Source organism: Paenibacillus periandrae (assembly GCF_022458865.1).
Taxonomy (GTDB): domain Bacteria; phylum Bacillota; class Bacilli; order Paenibacillales; family NBRC-103111; genus Paenibacillus_S; species Paenibacillus_S periandrae.
Genome location: NZ_JAJNMU010000030.1, coordinates 34799 through 56773, shown reverse-complemented (window position 1 = coordinate 56773; position 21975 = coordinate 34799). Strand labels below are relative to the sequence as shown.

The window sequence follows — 21975 nt, the reverse complement described above, 5'->3', positions numbered from 1 at the left end:
GACCCTCCTTGTAAAGTTCATTATCCTTTTAAAGCCCCAATCATTACGCCTCTAACGAAAAACCGCTGCACATAAGGGTAAACCAGCATTAAGGGCGCAGTAGCTACTACAATTAATGAATATTTAAGCAGATTTGCAAGACCGGCCTGTTCTGCCATTTGGGCCGAATCCCCCATCATTTCAGAGCTCATCTGGCTCCGAATCAGAATTTCCCGAAGCACCAGTTGGAGCGGATAAAGCTTCGGCTCCTTTAAGTAAAGCAACGCATTGAAGTATTGATTCCAATGCTCCACCCCATAATATAATGCAATCACTGCGGTAATCGGACCGGAAAGCGGAAGCACGATCTTCCATAAGAAAATGAGATCGTTACAACCATCGATTTGTCCCGCTTCCAGAAGCTCATCGGGAATGGTCGCCATAAAGTAAGTCCGGGTAATCACCATATTCCAAATGCTCAGAGCAGTAGGCAGCAGAAGCGCCCAAGGTGTATTGAGCAAATCCAGATTTTTGACGAGTAAGTACGTTGGAATTAGCCCTCCGCTGAAAAACATCGTAAAGGCGAACAAACCCATCAGCCAGTTTCGCCCCCATAAATCCCGACGCGATAACGGATATGCTGCCATAATCGTCAGAGTCACATTAATTAACGTACCGGCAACCGTATAGCCGATTGAAACCGCTATGGATCTCAGCACTGCTGGATCGCGAAATACGGCTTGATAGCCTTCAAGACTAAATCCAACCGGCCACAGCAGCACCTGCCCTGCAGAGACAGCATCTTTATTGCTGAATGAAGAGCTTACCACAAATATTACAGGGTATAACACGATAATCAGGAGCAAGGCCATAAACGTATAGTTAATGATATTAAACCAACGGTCACCCCTTGATTCTCTTAAAAACGACGATTCCATGTTCCATTCCTCCTGTTACCAAAGGCTAGACTGGCCAAATTTTTTGGATAGCTGGTTAACGGACATGACCAGAATAAACGCGATCACATTTTTAAATAATCCGATGGCCGAAGCATAGGAAAAATTGGGTACCGCCGACTTCAGCCCGACGTTATATACATAGGTGTCGATAATTTCCGAGGTTCTTGTATTCAGCGGGTTTTGCATAAGTAGAACCTTTTCAAACCCCAGATCAAATATATGGCCCACATTCAGGATCAGCATAATAATCGCAATCGGCATAATGCCCGGGAGATCGATGTGCCACATCCTTCTTACCTTGGACGCCCCATCCATCAGCGCAGCCTCATGCAGAGCCGGGTCGATGCCAGCCAAAGCGGCAAGGAAGATAATGCAGGAAAAGCCCGTATGCTGCCAAACATCCGACCATACGTAGACCGATTTGAACCAGTCCGGGTCACCCATTACATTGGGCATTGTGAAGCCTAACCACTCGCTTAACGAAGCGAGCGGCCCGATACGTGGAGAAAGAAACTGTAGAATGAGTCCCACCATGACAACAACCGAAATAAAATGCGGTGCATATGTGACGAGTTGTAAGGTTTTGCGAAACCGGACATGATGGATATAATTGAGGCCCAGCGCTAGTAAAATTGGAAAAAGAAAGGTAGCCAGCAAATGATACAAGCTTAGCAGCAGCGTGTTGGTTAAAATTCGCCAAAAGTCATACGAGTTAAAAAAACGAGAAAAATTAGCAATGCCTACCCATGGACTTTCCATAATGCCCTTGGTTATCGAATAGTTCTTAAAAGCAATTTGAGCCCCATACATCGGTGCATAGCGAAATAAAGCCAGATAAAGGAGTGGAAGTATCAGCAATAAGTATAACTGCCATCCCTTCAGTAGCTGGCGTGAAATTCGATTTTTATTCGTAGTGACCACCTCCTGAGCAGATGTCATCCGTTTATTGTTAATACGGACCTGAATTCTTGCGCCATTACTACCATACAGCCAATCGTTCCGGTAGCGGATCCACGGTTTCAGCCATTCGGTCACATAATCGTTTCATCATGTCCAGCTTAACTGACGAGTAGCTTTCATCCATCCATAAATTACGCCTTTCATTCGGATCCTCCAGGAGGTCATACAGCTCCTCTTCATGACGGCGGTGATAAGATACCAGCTTATACCGGTCGGTTCGCACCATAGTAGCAAAGCCTCCGATACCATTCTGTTTCGCACTAGCGTTATAATGCTCACAGTAAATATCGCTGCGATGCGATAATTTGGAATCTACTGCTTCTGCAGTAAGCAACTGCATAAGTGACTTCCCCTGCATACCGGGATGAATGCGCAAGCCTGCTGCTTCCAAAAGAGTAGGAGGCACATCAACAAGCTCAACAAGCTCAGAACTGCGTACTCCCGATTGAAAATGACCGGGCCAAGATACGATCAATGGAACATGAATCGACGACTCATAGAAAAATGGACCCTTCAAATAAACACCATGGTCACCCAGCAACTCGCCATGGTCCGACATAAAGATGACTATCGTGTTCTCCAGCTGTCCAGTGCGTTCCAACGCCTCCAGCATTCGGCCAACCTGCTCATCGATCAAATCGATCATCGCCCAATAAGCAGCCTTTAGCATGCGGTGATCCTGCTCGTTCATCTGGGAGAAGGGCAGCAATCTTTCATTCCCATAAGCCCCGTTGTGGTCAAACTGTTGGAAGTATGTCTTTTCCTCCAGCTCACCTTTTTCATAATTAGGCAGCGGAATTTCATCCAGCTTTTGCAAATATCGCTCAAGATAGACCCGAGGAGGATTAAACGGGTGATGCGGGTCAAACATATTGACAGAAAAAAACCAGGGCTGCTCGTAGGATTGATTCGCTTCAATAAACTGGACCGCCATCTCTGCACACCAGGTCGTTTGATGGTCTTCTGCATCGGGACCTATCTCGACATAACGGCTTCTGTCTGTTTGCACCGGTTGGTAGGTCTTACCTTTGGCGCGCAGCCATTGAATATATTCATTGGTTGGCCAGTGATCGTCCGGATGATGGGACCAGTGAAATTGCGAGTAGCCATCTGCTATTCTGCGCTCTGTTCCATGCATGACGCTTGGATTGCAAGCAGATAAGTGAAGCTTGCCTGACAGACCGCCCACATAACCTGCGTCTGCAAGCAGCCGTGTGACAAGTATTTCGTCCTCCGGAATGTTTTGTCCATTTTGCCGACAGCGGGTTGTGCGCGGATAACGACCGGTCAAAAAACTGGCTCGGCTTGGTGTGCAGACCGTTGCCTGACAGAAGGCATTTTCGAACAATACGCCGTTTTGTGCAAGGCGATCAATATTGGGAGTCTTAACGAATGAATTTCCGTAACAGCCCAAGGTGTCATAACGCTGCTGATCTGTGCAAATCCATAAAATATTAGGTTCGCCCATCTTAAGCCCTCCGTTTAGTTTATTTCAAAATGAAAGCGATAACAATTTGATCCATCCCGGGATGTCTATAATATACGGAGTCTGGAAACTCGTGTAAACATGAAGGATTTGCACACCCTGCAATACTTGCTTTTTGCTTATGTGCAATTTCTGCAGACCCTACTATTCTTGCATTTCCCCACTATTTCCGTTTCTAAAAGCCAGTGCGCTTATCCCGACAGTCCGTTTGAAGGCACGTCCGAACGTATTGGAGGAGCTGTAGCCGACACGGAGTGCGATTTCCCCTACCGTAAGTTCTGTCGTAATCAGCAGCTTTTTGGATTGTTCGATCCGCAGACTTTCGATGTAGTCGAAGAAATTAATCCCGGTTTTTTCTTTGAACAATCTGGACAAATAAGTTTCTGTCACATTAAAGCGTTCTGCCAACAGGGCAAGAGACATTTGCAGATCGGAATACTGATTATCAACAAACGCTATAACTTCTTGAAACCATTGCTGCTGCCGATCATTCTGCTTATGCCGAACTGATCTGCTCATTTCTTCCAGTTTATTTTTGAGTTGGATATAGTGAGCCTCAATACTTTCCACTTTATCCAAGATACTTGCCGCTGCTACGGCTGTCTCCACACCTGTCACTTCGCCGATTTCACCTGAAATCTTATATACACTTGCGGCAAAATCGAATAAAAAGACTTTAAGCACAAGTACAGGCAGACTCCTATCCACAAAATTATGCCAGTGCAGCTCGCTAAGCAGCTTTACTAACGTTTCCTCATTCCCCGTACGCACCAGGTTTATCAGCCGGGTTTCCATATTTTCGGGATAATAATAGCTGCTTGGATTCGGCAAAATTTCTTTGAACCAGATGATGCGGTTATCCTTGCTGCGGATAAGGGCTTGCTGGGCCTCAAAAAAAGATCTAGTGATATCCATTCTTTGTGGATAATAATTACCTATCGAGATAATGGACGCAATACCACATTGCTGCTGGATTTGAAGCTGGACCGACTCCAGGTACCCTGCTGCTTTCCCGTATATGCTCGCAGGCTCGTCCTCAGTAAACTGCATGATCAAAGCAATTTTGTCTACATCCACATCATGCAAAATAACATCTGGGATCATCTCTATTAGGATCTCACTGGCAATCAGTTTTTTCTGATTCAGATATTCGATTTCATCGGCATTAACAGCTGTCGTCGTCCTATCAGGGAAGGTCAGAACTGCGACCAAATAAGCTTCCCCCATCCAATCTACTCGAACATGCGTACGAACGGCTTCCATATCTGCATCCGATTGAAATTGCCCTCTAAGCACTTTCTCGAAGAACGCCGCTCGCAGAAATGGCAGCTGACGCTCCATTTTCGATTGCAGCTCCTGATTACTTGTCATTAGCATAGATATGCTTTGGCTGATCATCCCGAAAGCACCGCTTTTTGGATCGTCAGGCATCATCCTGTAGTTAGCTAGAGTATGTATGATCTTGCGAATCGGCAAGCTGTTCCTATAAGTCATATAGATGCCAATAAGGCTGCCACTGAATAAAAATAAAAGGAAGATGGTAATCGTCGTATTTTTAATATAGGTAATTTTTTTCAGCACAACCTTGGAGGGCTGGGCTGCTACATAGGTCCAGCCGTTGTAGGCGGAGGTCACATAGGTGACCATCATATCATCCCCATTGATACTGCTGCTCATTACCCCGCTGCTATAAGGCAAAACAAGCCGCTCCTGAGGCATCTTGGCATTTGGTCCTTCGACACTCGTAATAATTTTGCCCTTCTCATCTGCTATATAAATCCAGCTGCCGTCTGTGTCGAATCTTTTAAACAGCTTGGTCATTTCATTGTTTTTAATAAGCATGATGATAGTCCCATTGGAGTAGTTGGAGAAACCAAAGGAACGAAGGTAGGTCAGCAACTCATACTGGGTACCTTGAAGCGAGACGTTTCCTGCGGGGATAACATCCCGATTATGATAAGTTTCAACTAACGATTGCAAAAAATTCTCCGATTGATTCGGATATTGGAGTACAGAAGAAAAATCGTCTAATCTGGATGTATAATCGTTGTTCAGTACGAGCTGGCTGTTTTTAAATACAATAAAATAATTCATAATCAATTCATTGGAAATGTAATATTCAAGAAGCCGTCCTCTTGCTTCGATGGTTCGATACAGATTGACGCCAAAAGGATCATCGATTTGCTGCAGCCTGGCCACCTTCAAATCGTTGGTAATTCGCCTGATTTGTGTGTCTATGTCTTCCCATCTTTTATCGAGCACATTCATGCCCTGTTCCAGTAATAGGCGGTTGGACGCTTTAACCTCATCCTCCAGCACAGATGAAGTTTGTTGGTATATTAAAAACCCAACAATCAGTGACAAAGTGAGGATGATGAATAACGGGAGTACAAAACGAACAATAAGCAAGGACTCCATTCGAATATGCCGTCCTTTAATCATTGAAGATATTCCTCCTTGTTGTAGTCAAATTCATAGAACGGGATATATTGGAAAGAATAAACCACATCGTAATTATAAAGAGATCGTGCAAGATCTACAAGAAAAGTTTAATTCATTAAGACCAATCCCGAAGAGAGAACATCACGATCGTTCCACCTCTAAATAAAGTAATTGTAGTCGGATCACATTTAGTCGAATAGTTTGGGAAATAAACAATTAAGTCAAATGGCATTTTTTACATATTTTGAAACAAAAAAACATGTCCTATCATTTGGACATGTTTATGGAATCCGGTTATTTAATTAAAGACATTTGGAAATTGTTTGACGATCCCTTCTGTAAACGTATCTGCCATCTCCAACGCCTGCTTCTCAATCCGATCATACTCTTCGATATCAGATTTGTATTTTTTAGAAAGTCTGAAAACTGCTTGATCTTTTGTCATTCGTAAATGCTCATGGAGCATGCTCGTCAAGGCTGATTTAGGCCAGTTCGGATTGATGCTGTTTAGGAAAGCAGCGATTTCATTCGCATTAGCATACCATTTTTTCTCCGTTTCCTCAGCTTCTTGCTTATTGCCCTTCTTTGCTGCTTTTACAAGTTGTGCCGCCAATACAAGATGCTCTCTAAATAAACTGCTGAATCGTGTAGCTACCTCTTCACCGTAGTAATGTTTAAACACTTTGGCCATATCAGGAGGATTGCGGAGGAGACGTTCAGTAACCGGTGCCTCATCCGGCAAACTCTCTGCAATACTTATGATAAGCATCCTCGTCCAAGCTACGTGTTGTTCCCAAAGCGGTCGAAAAGCTTGGTTTAACTCTACTTCTGCTTTACTGATACATGCAGATTTTTGAGGTGAAACAGATTCATTTCTGAAGAATGGTACAACAGGTTGTGCATAAGGATTGTAATTATTTTGACCATTGTTTAAGCGAATAAATAGTCATTCACCTAATAAAGCATATGAGTTTGAGGTGTGATTTGTTTGGGCTTTTGAAAATATAACGGCTACTTATAGCGAATTCCAAAAAACGAATCGTAATCTGTGATAGCATGAAGTAAACTTTAAATTTGTAAAATTGGATAAAAATATACGATTTAGATAATTATAAATGTTGATGAAAATCAATTATTCTCAATAACCCGGAAATCATTGATATCTGGGACAAAAGTGAGCGTGAAAAAATGTCTATTTTGAAATGGTTACTTAGGAAATCAAAGGAAATACCAAAACCAACGCAATCCACCTCTACGCGTAGGGAATCCATGCATGACCAAGTAAAGTCTGAACCCGAGCAAATATTGAATCAATACAAAGACATCACCTTGAATGGTTCCATTGAGGATGTAGTCTCCTTTATACATAATCTATTGGGACAAAATGATGACCTTATCATTCGCCACTTCAAGGTATTCTCGGAGTTTCCAGCCGTTATATTTTATTTTTCCGCGTTAACGGATCAAGTCATGATCAATCAAGAAATTATGAAACCCCTTATGTATGTACCGGAGCATCTGCAGAACGAAATAATCGAAATTTCCGTGTTAAAAAATATCATATCGGATCAAACACTTTTCTATAGCCAAAGCAAGTTTGAGAGACATTTGGGCCCTATTGCTGAAGCGATATTAGAAGGAAAGACTGTAGTTGCAGTTGAAGGTATGGATGTGGCCTTATTAATTGGATCGCGAACTGTAGATAAACGGGCTGTCGAGCAGCCTCAGACTGAGCAAGTGATACAAGGCCCACGAGAAGGTTTCATCGAACCCCTCATATCAAATCTGGGCCTCCTCCGCTACCGACTGCCGACAGCCGATTTTCGAGTCAATATTACGAAAATCGGAACTAAGACCAAGTCTATGGTTGCTGTATGCTATTTGGAAGGGATTGTTAATCCCGAGTTAGTTAAGGAAGTGAATAAACGTCTATCTGCCATAGATATTGATGGAATCCTGGACGCGGGTTATCTGGAGCAGTTTATCGAAGATAATCATTTCTCACCCTTTCCACAAATTATGAACACAGAACGTCCAGACAAAACAGTAGCCAATATGCTGGAAGGAAGGGTGGCTATACTCGTAGACGGTTCTCCTTTCGCGTTAATAGCCCCTGTCGTTTTCAGTTCTTTTTATCAATCCATTGAAGATTATACAACACGGTATCTTCAGGGAAGCTTTGTCCGAATGGCTCGTGTAGTGGCGCTTGTTTTTTCTTTGATTTTTTCGGCTCTATATGTGGCCATCATTTCTTTTAATCCGGAATTAATTCCGACCAAATTTGCCGTTGCCGTTGCTGGAGGCAGAGCCGGGGTTCCCTTTCCAGCTGTTGTGGAAATATTAATTATGGAGGTTTCCATGGAGGTTTTACGGGAAGCGACAATTCGTTTGCCACAGCAGGTTGGCGGCGCTTTATCTATTGTCGGTGTACTCGTTATCGGTCAGGCAGCCGTGGCAGCGGGCTTTGCAAGCCCAATCACTGTGGTGGCGATTGCGCTTACTACGATAGGCTCCTTTGCAACCCCTGCGTATAATGCAGCGTTTGCATTAAGGATGCTTAGATTTCCACTCATTTTTCTCGCAGGGATATTTGGGCTTTATGGTTTAGTTGTTGGATTAATTCTGATTTGTAACCACCTGTTGTCCTTAAGATCGTTTGGAGTTCCCTACATGTCACCAGCAATTCCTTGGAATATTCAAGGATTGAAGGATTTAGTAATCAGAGCTCCGTTTTGGTGGATGAAGAAAAGACCTTCCGCTCTTTTCCCCTTGGATACTGACCGATTAGGACCAAATATGAAACAAATGGTTTTACAGCAAGCTGATAATGCCCTGGATGCGTCGAAAATGGGAAATCATGAGGAGGATAAGAAAGTTGAATAATCCGCGGCAGGTTACGAACATTCAGGTGGCAGCAATACTCACTAGCACAATTGTTGGTGTCGGGGTATTGCGGCTCCCACTCTATGGTGTGCAGGCTGCTGATACAGGTGCTCCCTTGGTCACCTTGCTTGGAGCATTGCTTGGCCTTATCGGACTTACCTTTATAGCCGTTCTTGGTATGCGCTTCCCTAGTAAGACGTTCATTCAATACAGCGAGGAAATCATAGGGAAATGGCCAGCAGCTATTGGGAATATATTTATTGTCATTTTTTTCTCCTTATTGACCGCGCTCGGTTCTCGTGAATTCGGAGAAGTTGTCATTACTTCCGTATTGAAAAAAACACCGATAGAAGTGACCGTAATCGTCATGCTCCTGCTCGCGACTATTGCTTCGCGCAATGATATACGTACCTTTTCTTATATACATCTGTTTTATTTGCCATTTATTTTGGCCCCTGGTTTGTTAATCGTTGCTTTGTCCCTAAAAAATGCGGATCTGATCAATTTACAGCCTATTCTGGGGAACCATCCGAGTGGAATACTGAAAGGTATATTGACGCTTTCTGCCCTATTTCAGGGGTCCTTTATTTTGACATTAATCATTCCGTTTATGCGCCGTCCACAAAAAGCGATGAAGGCCAGCCTATGGGGAATGGGAATAGCAACAGGCCTCTATCTCTCCATCGTTGTAGCTTCAGTAGCAGTATTTGGTGCGGAAGAAATCAATAAGCTGCTATGGCCTACACTGGAATTGGCAAAAACCACTTCATTGCCAGCTAACATTTTGGAACGATTGGATGCTGCCTTTCTGGCAGTTTGGGTTACAGCTGTATTCACAACACTTTTCTCCAGTTTTTATCTGACCATTCAATCAATAACTCAAATATTTCGTTTACATACACATAAGCTATTTAGCTATTTTATTCTTCCCTTTATCACTACGATAGCGATGCTACCACAAAATGTTATACAACTATACGAAATCACTAATATTGTTGGCCAAATTGGATTATGTATTACAATTGTTTATCCGGGTCTGCTGCTGTTAATATCCATCATCTGGAATAAAAGGAGCGATTGAATTGATTCTTAACTCTTGGTTCCAAATTAAACTATTCATTCTCTTTTCAATATTCATCCCCCTACTGACTGGGTGCTGGGATCGAACGGAAATCGAGGAACGTGCGGTAGTCCTTGGAATTTCCGTTGATGAAGCTGTGGACAAACAAGATGAAAGCGAGGTTACACATCTTAAATCTTCTTTCCCAAAACCACCCAGAAGCATGATAGAAGTGACTGCACAAATAGCAGTTCCAGGACGGATACCTCTGGGACCAGGTGAGAGCAGCGGCACAGGGAAGAACAAACCTGTATGGGTGCTCAGCGCTAAGGGGTATACCATTGATGACGCATTGATGGTACTCCAGCAACAGCTTGGGGAACGGATGTTTTTTGGTCATTTGCGAATCATTGTAATTTCGGAAAAGATTGCCAGAAGCGGCGTACAAAATTTAAATGATTACCTTAGGCGTAGTCCGGAAGTCAGAAGATTAGCCTGGATGGTTGTTTCCAAAGGTGCAGCAGCTGATCTTATGAAGGCAGCTCCTCAATTGGAGCGCGTCCCCTCTCTGTATTTATTGGCTATGATGGATAATGCTATACGGATGGGGAAGCTGCCTAATGATTTTCTGGGCATATTCTGGAGTGCCGATTCCAGCAGGGGTAAGGAGCCCTTTCTTCCTTATATAGAAATTAAAAAGGAGGGGAATCTGGAGATTTCCGGACTTGCTTATTTCCGAGGGGATAAAATGGTCGGTGCAACAAAGCCACTGGAGATAGGCCTATTCATGGCAGTAACAGGAGTCCAGACAGGAGGATACAATGTCTATGAATATCTTCCCAATTCCTTTGATACGATCATGTTTAAAGCCACTAGCCGAAAATCCAGAACCAAGGTCAGCATCAAAAATGGCCGTCCCCACATCAGCTTGAATATGCGGGTAGAAGGAGACATTGAAGAAAAATCCAATGAATTATTCAAAATTAATGAATACAAGACCATTTTACAAATTCAAGATGACATCAGCAAAGGCTCGGAAAAAGGAATCAAAGAATTGATTGAAAAAATGCAGAGTGCTGGGTCCGATATTTTCGGCTTCGGCGAATACGTCAGGGCTAAGGAACCTGAATACTGGAATCGTGAAATCAAAACCGAGAAAAAGTGGCAGGAGGAATTCAAAAACCTGACTGTAGACGTTAAAATGGACATTCGAATTCGGCGGATAGGTATGAAAGCCACCTAAAGAAAGGAATTGAATCTTGTGTATTATCTCGTGATTGGTTATATCGGTTATATTGAGCTCTTGTTCATTCTGACTGGCTTGATACTGTTGCTTTTTGAAGCTGGATCCTACAAAAAACAACAGCTCTTTAAAGAGGAAAAGATAGCGCGAATTTTGGGATGGTGTAATTGTTCAATTGGGATCTTTACATTTTTAGGATATTGGGTCTATAATTTTTTCCTCTAAAACTTGACCTCTATTACTGCAGTCAACTCTTGCGGGGATCTTTGGAGATCTATGTAAATACGATCATCTGTCGAAACTTTAACGTCCAGCGAATCCAACATATTCATGAAGTCAAGATTATGTTGGATTCGCAACAATGCTTTTCTTATAACCACTTGCCTGGTTGTGGTGCAAAGCTTAATTTAAAGGTAGCCTAATCGAAAAGTTATTAGACAAATGATGCTTGCAGTAGTATCAATACATTAATATGGAAAATTATCAATCCATTTTTATTTGTCATTAATATTTTGTTAAGTCTGTCTCCTTTTTAATTACAAAGACACCCAGCTTTTTGCCAAGCCAATTGTACAATGGATTCTTGATAAGAATCACCTCCTTTTTTTAAAACCGTATGGATATTTTTCTCGCGGAATCTCTTAAATATACTGATGAAGGAATTGCCAATCCATCACTTCTGATGGCAATAAATACACAGGATTAACTTCGATTTAATTGAAAAAAAACGGGTACATTAAAAAAGCTTAAACCATAATCAAGAGGAGGTTTTCACTATGCTTCAAGGCGGTTCTTTATGGGCAGGACTACTTTCGGGTGGGCTATCCCAATTAAAAGATACAAACGCTGTGTATAAAGGAGAAATGGACAAAAAAGAATATGCCATACAAACAACTGAAAATGTCACAGGAGCCATTGGTATCATGGCAGGCGTAGAATACGGTGCGGTTCTAGGCACAACCGTCCTGCCGGGAGTAGGAACAGCGATTGGGGCCGTTGTAGGGGGCGTACTCGGGGATCGATTCGGACGGATAGTAGGACATCAAGCTGGAAGTGCTATTTGTAATAATCCAGTTGTGCAAAAAACCTTAGAACCTATTCAAAATACATTACAACCCATGCAAAATACAGAAATATCAACATAATCCAATCCGCGGCCAATTTAAAGTGCGAGATATCCTTCTATAGTAGAAAGGACAGACGAATGTTCGTATTCGACCTGCCCTTTCTTTTTTATGTTTTGCATGACTTCGAATCCGACAATCAATTAGCGCAGCTTAGAAAAGTTGATCCAACCTAATAAATTCATCCTTGATTTCTTGCCTTTGTCACGAATTAGTTGTAAAAATTCACCTAAAAACTGTTCCCATTTATGCCCAATTTCTTTTTTGTTACCCTCGTTATCCGAGATCATTCTCACACTGCCATCCACGGCCGATTCCAAGTGCAATAAAGCTTGGCGCAGATGATAATCAATAGGCTGTTCATCCATGTAGCGAGCTCCTTATTGTCTGATTTCTGCTTGCCGATCTTCGGCATTTAGAATAGCAATTTCTCGGTCCAGCTGTTTTTTCATCCTTTCAAATTGAGCTTCTGCAATAATATCTTCCACCTCTTCCCTGACAATTTGAATGGTGGATTTAGTCCGATTCACTAGGCCCATAGCGCCTTGTATGCCAGTCTCAGCCATCGGTCGAAGCGTATTTTTGGCGATAGGCAGCAGAACCGATGCTGCCATGGTAAGGGCAGCACCGACAATCCATTTATCAAGATTTTTTTGAATCATATGTTTTCCTCCAATCTTAGGCTCAATTTGCAGTTATTTAAGCTACAGCAGCTGTTGGATTACCCGATAAAGTTGCAGGCTTAGACCCTAAGCGAGAAACGATGGACAAAAACGGTTTTGATAATAACGAGACAGAACCGGCTACTGCCAATATAGGTATCCAATACTTCCAAGCTAAAGGTACCGTATGGAAAAATTGGGAGACAGGAGGTACATATATGACAGCCATTAATGCCAACCACGAAATGCCTAACGCCCCGATCAGGAATTTGTCTTTACTCCAATCACGTACAGTTTCTTCCGTACCTTCTTGTCTCCAGGAAAAGGTTTGAATTAATTGTCCCGCTACCAGTGTAGCAAAAGCCACACTTTGAGCAGCTGCAATCGGTACGCCGGCAGCAAGGCTTGCACCGAATAAACCGAGCGCCCCTGCACCTAACAGCACTCCTCTGGTGACAACTTTTTGGTACAGCTCTTTATCAACAATATCTGTTCTTTCGATCAGCTTGGTTTTATTGCCCGGATTTACTGCCAGGATCATAGCCGGTAGTGCGTCTGTCAGCAGATTCATCAGCAAAATTTGAATGGGCACTAAAGGGATAGGTAAACCCATCATTACAGCAGCACTCGTGACAAGAATTTCAGCTAAATTACCAGTTAACAGACAACCCAGCGCTTTTCGAATATTGCCAATAATGGTTCTGCCTTCTTTAACTCCATCCACGATAGAACCGAAATGATCCTCCTGAAGCACCATATCCGCCGTTTCTTTCGTCACTTCCGTGCCTGTACGGCCCATTGCGACCCCTACATTCGCCTGCTTGATAGCAGGAGTATCGTTCACCCCATCTCCTGTCATCACAACAATATGCCCCAGCTTCTGCAAAGATTTAACGATACGAAGCTTGTGCTCCGGTGTCACACGGGCGAATATGGAGACATCCTCCACGATTTCGATCAATTCTTCATCAGACAACCGTTCCAGTTCATACCCGGATATAACCTTTTCTGTGCCTTTATACAAGCCTAGTTGTTTAGCGATAGCGATGGCGGTAATGGGGTGATCCCCGGTAATCATGACCGGCTTAACACCCAGAGTAAAAGCTTCGCGAATGCTGTTTTCCACATCTGTTTTCGGAGGGTCCATCATCCCTACCATACCTGCGTAAATCATTTCTTTTTCGTCGATACCTATTGCTTCTTCGTTGTTATCTGTGGGCCGATAGGCAAAGCCAAGCACTCGCAGCGCATCCCCCGCCAGCTTCTCATTCTGCAAAAGGATCAGCTGCTTCTGTTCGTCCGATAGAGGATAGACTTCGCCATTTGCCTGAAATCTGTTACAGTGGCGGAGTATCGATTCAACAGCGCCTTTGGAAAAAACGAAACAGTCTGTTGTTGTTTTCGTATCCTTGCACACGACGCTCATTTTACCGGTATTGGAGTCAAAAGGAACTTCAGATCCACGATGCCAGTGGTTTACATTCTCATTCCACATTCCGGCTTTGGCAGCAAGCGTAAGTAGAGCTCCTTCAGTGGGATCCCCTTTTATCATCCATTGCCCGTCCAATTGCTCCAGCTTGCTATTATTGCAAAGAAGTCCTATTTGCAGAATACGCTGCAGCTCTGGTTGATTTGAGGCTCCACTGTAGGTTTCAGTCTGCTCAAGATTGGCTGTTGCGGCTACCTCATTTGAAAGCTCTTCAATGTCTCCTATAGGCTCATATCCGTTTCCTGTAACGGCCCATATCCGGCCAACGGTCGCAATCGATTTGACCGTCATCTCATTTTTGGTTAATGTTCCCGTTTTATCCGAGCAAATGATCGTAGCTCGCCCCAGTGTTTCCAGAGCCGACAGCTTGCGTATCAGCGTTTTTTTCTTAACCATTCGGAAAATCCCTGCACTTAAAGCTATCGTGATCGTTAGAGGAAGTCCTTCCGGGATAGCGGAGGCCGCCAGTGTGATTGAGGTCGTAATCATTTGGTTGACCGGTATGCCACGTAGAAGTCCAGTTATAAATACAAGACCTCCGGCAACCAAAGCTCCTTTTATAAACCTTTTACTGATTGACGTAACCTTTTCCTGTAAAGGAGTTACCTCTTTTTCATCGGTTTTCAGCAAGTTCATGAGATGGCCCATCTCCGTATTCATCCCGGTCTGAACCACAAGGCCAATCCCTTTACCACCACATACATCAGTACCCATATACAGCATATTTTTCCGCTCTGAAAGGGGGCAGTCTTCCATGATCTCGGCTTCGAACTTTTCTACAGGTAGAGATTCTCCTGTAAGTGCTGACTCGTTCACGTGTAGATTCCAGGAGGAAAGAAGCCGTAAATCTGCAGGTACGCGGTCGCCAGCCTCAAGACAAACGATGTCCCCTGGCACTAACTCTGTTGCTGACATCTCTTGTGGTTGTCCTTCTCTTATCGCCTTGCACACGGGTGGTTGAAACTGCTTAAGGGATTCGAATACTTTTTCCGCCTTTCGTTCCTGTATCGTTCCTACTGCCGCATTAGCCATAAGAATGATACCCATAGCGATCCCGTCGAACACCCCTCCAGTAAAAATGGAGAGCGTCGTGGTACCAAGCAGAATCAGTGTTGTAAATTCCTTGAATTGTCCTAAATATGACATGAGCCAGGGTGTTGGTTTTCTGGATTCCAGTTGATTCATGCCGTATTGGTTTCTTAAAAATCCAACATGTTCGTGTGTAAGCCCCAGCTGTTCATTCACGTTATAACGATTCAGAATTTGTTCACGTGGAACTGTATACCATGAAGGAGCTTCTGCAGTCGCCGCCACTTCTTGGTTATAACTTTCCAAATGAATCTCAGAGATATGTCCACTTCTCTTACTCGATCTGGACATAAAAACAAGAGAGAGGGCATCTGCCGCTAAATTGACAACCGGCGCACTTAACATACCCATTGTCGCTAAAGCACCTCCCACAAGGTTCCATTGCTTAGTTACAGATAGATGCTGATTTACGGTTTGCTCGATTTGTTCTACATATTCTGCTGTTTCCCAAACAGCCTCCAATTGGTGCAGCTCGATAGACGAGATACCAGCTTCCTTCAGCATCTCACATAATGAGCTTTGCTGAGTACAACTCACAAATAGTACATTTTCTCCTTGCTGCTGTTTAGCCGCTATACGTTCAAGCACTTCCCCTTCTTGCAAAGAGAGCCAATTCGTACCTATTCCATATCTTGAAAAGGAAGCTCGGGCTACTTGGATGCTGTTGCAGGTAATTGCAATTTCCCATCCTTTTTCAATAAAACGATTTAGGATGCTTCCATATTCCGTTGCAGCTTCCTGCTGTCTGACTAGCAGGCCCAAACACTGATCGGACTTATTGACCTGTTTGGCAACAAAAAGCACTTCCGCACCTTTTTTCGCCAGTCTTTTTGCTTCCAGATGGTAGTCACTGCATTCAATACCATGTTGTTGAAGGTAATTAACGCTCCCTATAAAAACCCGGCAATCATTGATTTTCCCTTTAATTCCTTCCTCCTCTTCCTCAATTTGATAAGCGGTTCGTATAGTTCGACAGGATTGTTTGGCCTTATTCCAAACTTCTTCCTTCCATGAATGATTGCTTTTTCTTAGCAGTGAAGCAGCAAGACAAATAATCTTATCTTCCTCATTCTTGTATGTAATACACTCAATCTCGCGAATTTCTTTAATAAACAGTCGTGATGAATCTTCGATTAGCAGGGTTTTTGTTTGAGCAAGCTGTGCTAAGGATCCATTAGAAGGAATCACATGGTTTTTATTAGTCGAAACAAGTTCAGCCTGGTTCCATGCATAGGCAGCGGGTATAGTCGCAGGACGCGGATTGGCAGCTAGAAGTACAGCGATACCCCGCAGTGGGTCGCGTGTTAATGCCAAAGTGGTAACGGCTGCTATCATCCCCCATTTGCCGGCTTTTTCACTGTATTCCTTTATTTGAGGAGACAAGTTGACAGAATTCCGCCCTTCTCCTACGGAATGACCTCGTTTCCAATTTACATATTGTAGAAGGCTGAGCCCGGCCAATACCACTAAGTTTTCGCGAATTAAGGCTAGGGCTAAGGCTCCGGTTCCTAAAACAATATCTGAATTCCATTTATCACCTTGTGCCCATTTGCGGATTCCCCTCGATAAAAAAGGATAACCCGTAACCACAGAAACCAATCCAGATAAATAAAATGGGGCCGGACTTGTAGCCAAAGCAGATTTGCCCATCAGCAGCTGCTTCACCCCTAATACTGCAAGCCCCCCCATGGATACGGCAAGCGGCAGTGGAACCTTTTCCGATAATTGACCCCCTTCACTTTCAACTTTTGCTATAGTTCGCACCCTATCAGGGATGATGTCAGAAACCCAAGGCTGCGCCTCCATCTCAGAAGCTGCCGCAACTTCCTGTTTAGCCTTTTCCTGTTGAAAGTCATCTTCTTGATTATGGTCATCACTAGTTTTGTGCAGGAGCTGATTTTCAAAGCAGTTGATCATGTGATACAAGTGCTCTAAGGAAATTCGTTTCTCGTCAAAAACAAGAAGAATTCTCCCGGAGGCAGGACATGGAGCCACTTTTTGCATTCCGTTTAAAGCTGAAAATTGTTTGGTAAGCTCTTCCGCAGTCTTTTTATTTCCCTTTAGTCCACAGACTTCTATTCGAAGTCTTCCCGGCAAAACGCGAATAAACCTAGTCTTGGAATCTAATGAAAGCATGATGTTCGCTCCTTAATCTTACTTATTATCTTGGATATCCCAGATAATTTATTAGAGTATTATACACAGCATCAATGATTATATTCATGAATGGCTCTGCATAGATTTCTCCAATAGTGGAATGATTTATAGCATATTACCATTCCCTTTTTGAAAAGGAGTTCGACTTATGATGAAATTAAAATCGCCGCTTGGATATGCTTTGATCACCGTAGCTGTAGCTTTTTCCCTGTTGCCGGAAACTAGGAAAGCCGCGCGTCAATTAGCTGTAAAAGGTACAGAAGTCATACTAGATCTAGTTGATCAAGCCAAATCCAGCACCTCTATGCTGAGTAAGTTTGTGCAAGATCCTTCAACAAAGCCACGGCAGGAATAGATTATGGCAACGAAAAGGGCTATATTAGAGCCTTAACAGCAATGTTTAGCGTAATAAAACACCTGTTGGGCAGATACTTGATGAGCCGGAACGCTGCTAGTCCTGTATTGTTGTAAGTCCTACCAAACAACAAAAGGAATAGACAGATGCAGAACCCGCATATCAAGGACATGCTCGACATACCAGAGCTACAGATCGACCAGATCTTGCCGATCCGTGCAGATGAAGTTCATATCGAAGTAAAGCCAGTAGCCCACATACAAGGTTGCCCGATTTGTCGATCAGATAAGTTTGTTACCCTTAAAGGAAACAATGCTCCTCGTACCGTCCGACACTCCAGCATTCGGAAAAAAGGACACTCTCGTCGTTCCGACAATTCGCATGCATTGCACATCATGTGAGGCCGGTTTTGTATGGGTTTATGAGTTTGTCGGACCTAAAAGACGTTACAGTCATGGTTTGGTCTTGGGAGTCGATGACTTTGCCATCAAGAAAGGTCATACCTACCATACAGGCATTCATGACCTCAAAGGGGAGACCCTGCTTGATCTTTTGTCTGGGCGAAAGCTGGAGGATTTGTGGGCCTACGCCCAGTGGCACCCGCACTTCCTGCAACTCGAACCCAAAGCTGTGGTTATGGATTTGGCCAAGGCTTATCATACCTGGATCAGCGAATGCTTTCCCAAGGTCATCCGGATCGCTGACCGCTTTCATGTCCATGGCTATGTCATTGAAGCCTTACAGGAGGTTCGAAATGCCGTACAAAGTACGCTTTCTCCATGAGCAAAAGCGTTGCTCAAAGCCCATCACCGATTGCTGAACCCTCAAGCGCAATCGCTATCAGCAGAAAACCAGAAAAAGTTGGATGATCTGCTGGAAATGTTGGCGGGACCCCATTTAGAAAAAACCGTTTAGAAGCACCGAATTTTTAGCCTAAATGCAAGATTCGAAGCCGAGTAAGCTTCCTGTGCGGCTTCGTGATTAATGGGTCTTTTAACACAATCTCTATAAGGAGCTTCTCTTCTTTTATACTCTGGATAGCCGTGCTTTTATCGTCTCAATCATTTCGTACACAACTGGTACAACAACCAAAGTCAGTAGTGTTGATGTAGTTAATCCTCCCATAACAACAAGCGCTAGTCCTTTAGAGATGACAGTTCCACCGCCATGGCCCAATACAAGGGGAAGCAAGGCAATAATAGTTGCTGCCGCTGTCATCATAATCGGCCTCAATCGGCTAACTCCTGCTTCCAAAAGCGCGTCTCTCGTAGAGGCTCCAACCTCTTGCAGTTGCTGCACACGATCTATTAATACAATCGCATTGGTCACGACAATCCCGATTAACATGAGAAATCCAAACAATGATGAAATGCCGAGTGGTTCTCCAGACAACACCAGGCTGCCGATACCTCCAATGGTGGCGAACGGTAAGGAAAAAAGAATTGCGAAAGGAGCTCTGGCATTACCAAACGATAGCACCATAATAACATAAATAAGAAAAATGGAGGTCACCATAGCTATCAGCATTTCACCGAAAGCCTTCGCGATATCTAAGCTTGCCCCTTGGACCTTCGAAGTGATACCGCCGGGCAGCTGCAAGGCATCTAATTCGGCAGTCACTTTGTTACTAATTCCTCCTGTATCTTGACCGTTAATCGTAGCTGTAACTGCGGCATATTGCTGCTGGTTTTCGCGATAAATCGAAGTTGGTGCGGACACGCGATTAATTTTGGCTATATCATTCAAGGAAACGGTAACTCCGATCGGCGTCTTAATCTTGAGTTCGCCCAGCTTCTTGAGATCGTCCACATACAAGGGATCCATCTCGACATAGGTTTGAAATTCGGTGTTATCAAACGTAATCTTGTTCAGATCTACTTCGTCAATCCAGCTATGTACGGTCTGCAGTACCTGGGCTGCCGTCAAGCCATATAGGCGAGCTTTGTTCTGGTCAACCCGTACCTCGACTTCTTTGTTGGAATCACTAAAGCTGTCTTTGACATTGGAAAGGCTGGAGCTTTTCTTCATAACGCTGGATACAATCTCAGACGCTTCCCTCAGTTTAGCTTTATCGTCTCCGATAAGCCGGTATTCAAAACTATTTGAAGGTGAAATGCCGAGTGCAGGAATGATGTTGCTGTATACATTAAATTCTTTAGATAGCCCATATTGAATTTGGGCTTGATAATGCTTCATCGTTTCTCTGGCTGGTAATGAATCATTAACTACAGCAAGCAGAATGGCCCGATTGGGAAAATCTTTTTCCTGCCAATTGTATCCTACCAATGACTCCACCTTGTTAAAAACAGGCTCACCCATGGGGGCTTTGGCTGCCCGCAATAACTCTTCGAGCTGCTTCATTTGCTCATCCATGGCAGCAAGAGAGGTTCCATTTGGCGCTTGAATGTCGAAGCTGATCGTTTTGTCCGTCTCCCCGTCCGGAAGAAACACGACTTGTATGAAAGGAGCTGAGACGGAAATCGAACCTACTAATAAAACTGTAGCAATAAGCAGCGTAATGATCTTATGATTTAAGCTCCAGCGCAGTAGCCTTAAATAGCCAGTAGTCCTAGCACCTTGCTGCTCTTCATGGGACACAAGCTTCTTTTGGCGCAGTACAAATAGTTTGGCCATTAGCGGAATGACGGTTAAAGCGACAACTAATGAAGACATCAGGGCGCAGGCGACGGTTATTGCGAATTGGGACAAAATCGTACCCGGTGCACCACTGACCAAGCCAAGTGGCAGAAATACGGCTACCGTCGTAATGGTTGAAGAGGTGATGGCTGACGAAACTTGTTTCGTGGCCAGCAGGATCACCGATTCATCTCGCTCCTGCTTCTTTTGCAGCTGTGAATAAATATTTTCGATGACCACGATGCTATCATCGACTACGCGCCCAATGGCAATAACGATTCCGCCCAACGTCATAATATTAATCGTGATGTTAAGGAGATACATGCAAATTAACGTAATGAGAATCGATAATGGAATGGATACCAATACAATACCTGTCATGCGAACATTACGTAAAAACACCAGAATGATAACGGAGGCAAGCAACGCACCGAGTATGCCTTCCTGTATCATACCTGAAACGGATTTGTTAATTTCGATCGACCCATTAATGACAATATCGAAGGAAAGGTTCGGGTATTGCTGCTTCCACACTTCAATAAGCTGGTCTGCCTGCTTCGTAAATTCGACAACATTGGCGGAATCCGATTTATACAAATGAACCGCAATAGCTGGTAGCCCGTTCAAACGGCTAATAAACTTGGAATCATCGATCGCCTCGATCTTAGCAAGCTTATTCAGGTCAATCAAATCTCCACCCGGTGAAGTGACCTTCATTGAAGCCAAAGCGTACAGCGTATTCAGCTCGCCTTTGACGCGCAGCATCTCTGTACTGCCCTTGAAATCAACATCCCCGGCGGGTTTGGACACCAGCCATGCTTCTATGTACCCCGCAACTTGAGAAGGAGTCAGACCGTATTGGTTGATCGCGCCTGCATTCAACTTGATTTTTACGACAGCCTCACTGTTCCCTATGGATTCGATCCGTTCTATGCCGCGAATACTTCTGAATCCCGGTAGGAATACGTCGTCCAGCAACCTGCTAAGTTCAGCCTGGCTGACGCCATCCTTACCGTGTAATGACAAGTAATAGACGGGTGCCGACACGACACCCTGGTTGAGCACCTTGGGCTTTTCTGCATCTGCAGGCAATTTAACCGATTGAATGAGGCTCTCGACCTCTTTCTTGGCGTCCTTCGCGGAAACTCCTTCTTCCAGCTCTAATGTGATTTGAGAAAAGCTATTGCTGGAGACTGAATTTACTTTTTTTAAGCCGTCAAGTCCCTCAACCTTTTCCTCTAGCTTCTTTGTTACATCTTTAAGAACATCTTCGGGAGGTGCCGGATATACGGTTTGAATATATACAAAAGGATTCTCTTTGTTGGGAAGGCTCTCTATTTTCAATAATGAAGCCGAGTAGATGCCACCCATCGTCAGCATAATAGCAATGATCAAAATTGCGGAAATATTTTTCATAGAGAACTCAGTTATTTTTAACATTTTCCATCCG

At 43.7% G+C, this 21975-nt stretch carries 15 protein-coding genes and 1 pseudogene; 7 read left to right on the top strand and 9 right to left on the bottom strand.

What is annotated here, in order from left to right; translation table 11 throughout:
* Positions 1-20 precede the first annotated feature (20 nt).
* The 5 genes from LRL21_RS37015 to LRL21_RS36995 all read right to left on the bottom strand — a co-directional run bounded on the left by LRL21_RS37015 (position 21) and on the right by LRL21_RS36995 (position 6517).
* On the bottom strand, positions 21-917 hold the full coding sequence (locus LRL21_RS37015) for a carbohydrate ABC transporter permease (protein WP_240420826.1): 897 nt from the start codon (positions 915-917) through the stop codon (positions 21-23).
* Positions 918-932: 15 nt separating this feature from the next.
* Positions 933-1973 carry an ABC transporter permease gene (locus LRL21_RS37010; RefSeq protein WP_338044731.1) on the bottom strand — a complete coding sequence of 347 codons (1041 nt, stop codon included), beginning with the start codon at positions 1971-1973 and terminating at the stop codon, positions 933-935.
* Positions 1918-3366: a sulfatase family protein gene (locus tag LRL21_RS37005; protein ID WP_240420825.1), complete on the bottom strand. Its 1449-nt coding sequence runs from the start codon at positions 3364-3366 to the stop codon at positions 1918-1920. Before LRL21_RS37005 ends, LRL21_RS37010 begins: the two co-directional genes overlap by 56 nt.
* Positions 3367-3528: 162 nt before the next feature.
* Positions 3529-5826, bottom strand: a complete 2298-nt coding sequence (locus LRL21_RS37000; protein WP_240420824.1) for a helix-turn-helix domain-containing protein — start codon at positions 5824-5826, stop codon at positions 3529-3531.
* A 298-nt stretch (positions 5827-6124) separates the two neighbouring features.
* A complete protein-coding gene (locus LRL21_RS36995; RefSeq protein ID WP_240420823.1) occupies positions 6125-6517 on the bottom strand; it encodes an acetylglutamate kinase in 393 nt (130 codons plus the stop codon).
* Positions 6518-7095: 578 nt separating this feature from the next.
* Here LRL21_RS36995 and LRL21_RS36990 point away from each other — a divergent pair.
* The 5 genes from LRL21_RS36990 (at position 7096) to LRL21_RS36975 (ending at position 12157) form a co-directional block, all read left to right on the top strand.
* Positions 7096-8709, top strand: a complete 1614-nt coding sequence (locus tag LRL21_RS36990; protein ID WP_240420822.1) for a spore germination protein — start codon at positions 7096-7098, stop codon at positions 8707-8709.
* Complete coding sequence (locus tag LRL21_RS36985; protein ID WP_240420821.1) at positions 8702-9790, top strand: GerAB/ArcD/ProY family transporter; 1089 nt, start codon at positions 8702-8704, stop codon at positions 9788-9790. The genes LRL21_RS36990 and LRL21_RS36985 overlap by 8 nt, the downstream gene beginning before the upstream one ends.
* A 1-nt stretch (position 9791) precedes the next feature.
* Positions 9792-11012 (top strand): Ger(x)C family spore germination protein, encoded by a 1221-nt coding sequence (locus LRL21_RS36980; RefSeq protein ID WP_275901088.1) that lies wholly within the window; start codon positions 9792-9794, stop codon positions 11010-11012.
* Positions 11013-11030: 18 nt separating this feature from the next.
* Positions 11031-11237 carry a CLC_0170 family protein gene (locus tag LRL21_RS47030; RefSeq protein WP_420832533.1) on the top strand — a complete coding sequence of 69 codons (207 nt, stop codon included), beginning with the start codon at positions 11031-11033 and terminating at the stop codon, positions 11235-11237.
* A gap of 551 nt (positions 11238-11788) precedes the next feature.
* A complete protein-coding gene (locus LRL21_RS36975) occupies positions 11789-12157 on the top strand; it encodes a hypothetical protein (protein WP_240420820.1) in 369 nt (122 codons plus the stop codon).
* A 122-nt stretch (positions 12158-12279) separates the two neighbouring features.
* Here the strand turns inward: LRL21_RS36975 and LRL21_RS36970 are convergent, their stop codons facing one another.
* Genes LRL21_RS36970 through LRL21_RS36960 form a run of 3 tightly spaced genes read right to left on the bottom strand, consistent with a single transcriptional unit; the run spans position 12280 to position 17512 of the window.
* Positions 12280-12504: a hypothetical protein gene (locus LRL21_RS36970; protein ID WP_240420819.1), complete on the bottom strand. Its 225-nt coding sequence runs from the start codon at positions 12502-12504 to the stop codon at positions 12280-12282.
* Between the two features lie 12 nt (positions 12505-12516).
* Positions 12517-12798: a DUF5132 domain-containing protein gene (locus tag LRL21_RS36965; RefSeq protein ID WP_240420818.1), complete on the bottom strand. Its 282-nt coding sequence runs from the start codon at positions 12796-12798 to the stop codon at positions 12517-12519.
* Positions 12799-12835: 37 nt separating this feature from the next.
* On the bottom strand, positions 12836-17512 hold the full coding sequence (locus LRL21_RS36960) for a cation-translocating P-type ATPase (RefSeq protein ID WP_240420817.1): 4677 nt from the start codon (positions 17510-17512) through the stop codon (positions 12836-12838).
* 169 nt (positions 17513-17681) lie between these two features.
* On the opposite strand from LRL21_RS36960, the gene LRL21_RS36955 reads away from it, so the two are divergent.
* Positions 17682-17888 (top strand): hypothetical protein, encoded by a 207-nt coding sequence (locus tag LRL21_RS36955; protein ID WP_240420816.1) that lies wholly within the window; start codon positions 17682-17684, stop codon positions 17886-17888.
* Between the two features lie 146 nt (positions 17889-18034).
* Positions 18035-18764 (top strand): annotated as a pseudogene (locus LRL21_RS47025) (ISL3 family transposase); the annotation flags it as partial.
* 150 nt (positions 18765-18914) lie between these two features.
* Here LRL21_RS47025 and LRL21_RS36945 read toward each other — a convergent pair.
* Positions 18915-21941 carry an efflux RND transporter permease subunit gene (locus LRL21_RS36945; protein ID WP_240420814.1) on the bottom strand — a complete coding sequence of 1009 codons (3027 nt, stop codon included), beginning with the start codon at positions 21939-21941 and terminating at the stop codon, positions 18915-18917.
* Between the last annotated feature and the right edge of the window lie 34 nt (positions 21942-21975).